The organism is Paenibacillus sp. sgz302148 (assembly GCF_056120465.1).
Window position 1 is genome coordinate 1 of record NZ_JBVYOJ010000053.1, and the last position, 1,531, is coordinate 1,531.

A 1,531-nucleotide genomic window follows, 5' to 3' on the forward strand; every position below is an offset into this window, starting at 1 on the left:
CTTCAACCTTAGAATCTCTTCACCAGTTGCCTGTCAGCTACGAGGCGACTTGGCTCCTACCTCGGCCGGACTTGCACCGGCTAGTTGCGTCTAGCTTGGCTAGGCGCGCGAATATAAAAAAGCCGCGCAGTGCGCGACTCCAATGGCATGCAAATCCTTGTTCACGACGACAATCAGGATTCCATAATTGCTTCTGCGAATGCAGCATTGGTTAGAAGACTTGAATACGACTCTGGTGGTGAGCCGTCTTCTACGCACCAGCATTGGCCCATTACGGTTTCGACATAAAGACATTTCTTCAATATGTCGCTTGGAATGTTAAGATTCTTTTCAAACGTGTATATGATATCGTTTATTTTCTTATATAACTCCGGAGTTATTTCATCACCAAATTCATTTAATATAAAGCGCGGAACATCAAATACAGGATCGCCTATTACGCCTTTAGGGTCGATAATTACATACTCGCCATCATGACCAAGTAAAATATTATCATGATGAAAGTCGCCATGAAGCAGCAATTTTTGTGTATACGCCGTTGATACCGATAAACAAATATCTTTTGCTTTTTTCATATGCAAATATAATTCATAAAAATCTTCTCGCTTGCTCATGTACTCTGTTATTCTAACGACCCACTCCGTGTAAGTCGGATAAATTTCAGCATTGGCGGGTGTTGTATGCAAGCCTTTATAAAGGGAACAAAAGACGGATAGTCTTCGATCAAGAGAACTTTCATCCCTTAAAGGTATCCCCGGCTGTACACATTCTTCAAGGATGACTCCGTTTTCAAGATCGGCGTCGAAAACTCTGCAAAATCTTATGCCGTTATATTGACGCAAAGTATTAAATTCCGTAACGACTGCTTCTGGAGAAGGACCTTTTTTCAGCACGGCGCTTCCGTAGGTTTCAGAATCGCATATAAAAACCAAGTTTGCGGAATAGGAAGGAATCAATTGAAAAGAAGTTAAGCTCCATCTATCGGCATATACTTCAATATCCTTTAAAACTTTTTCATAGAAATCTTTACCGAAACGATGAATGATTTCTTCGATTTCTTTTTGGTTGAAACTATACCTATTGTTCATCCTAAGAATCTACCCCCGTTTTTCGATCAGATCGATGACTGCTACACTCATTTTACGAGATTGGTAAATAATGTATTAATGATGATCTTGATTGAATCGCATCGACGATGGATGTTTTCCCGTGCTTGTCACTCCATTCAAAAATACAATTCTTCCCTTCTCCACTTTACTCATCTTCCTTCATCAAATTTTTATTATCAGTAAGATCTAAGATTAAACATAGACCACTTCACGCAATGAATAAAGGTAATCTTTTGGTTATAGTTAAACTTACTATAACTTCGCACTAATGTGCCTGCAGTACAGTTGAAAAAAAAGCGGAGCAGTTGCCACGGTGAACAGCCCCCCGTCAAGTAGACAGTATAAAAATCAAAATCAATCAAGCGGCCTTCGTCCTGAACTCCATCGGACTGAGGCCGTTTAGTTTTGCTTGTAATCGTTCG

General features: G+C 40.1%; 1 protein-coding gene. It reads right to left on the reverse strand.

What is annotated here, in order from left to right; translation table 11 throughout:
* Window positions 1-173: 173 nt before the first annotated feature.
* A complete protein-coding gene (locus tag AC0LWM_RS32335) occupies window positions 174-1,088 on the reverse strand; it encodes an aminoglycoside phosphotransferase family protein (protein ID WP_474679161.1) in 915 nt (304 codons plus the stop codon).
* Window positions 1,089-1,531: the final 443 nt, after the last annotated feature.

Bases quoted from the DNA above. Each gene is read 5' to 3' on its own strand.
- AC0LWM_RS32335 (WP_474679161.1), bottom strand. From the start codon at position 1,088: ATGAACAATAGGTATAGTTTCAACCAAAAAGAAATCGAAGAAATCATT.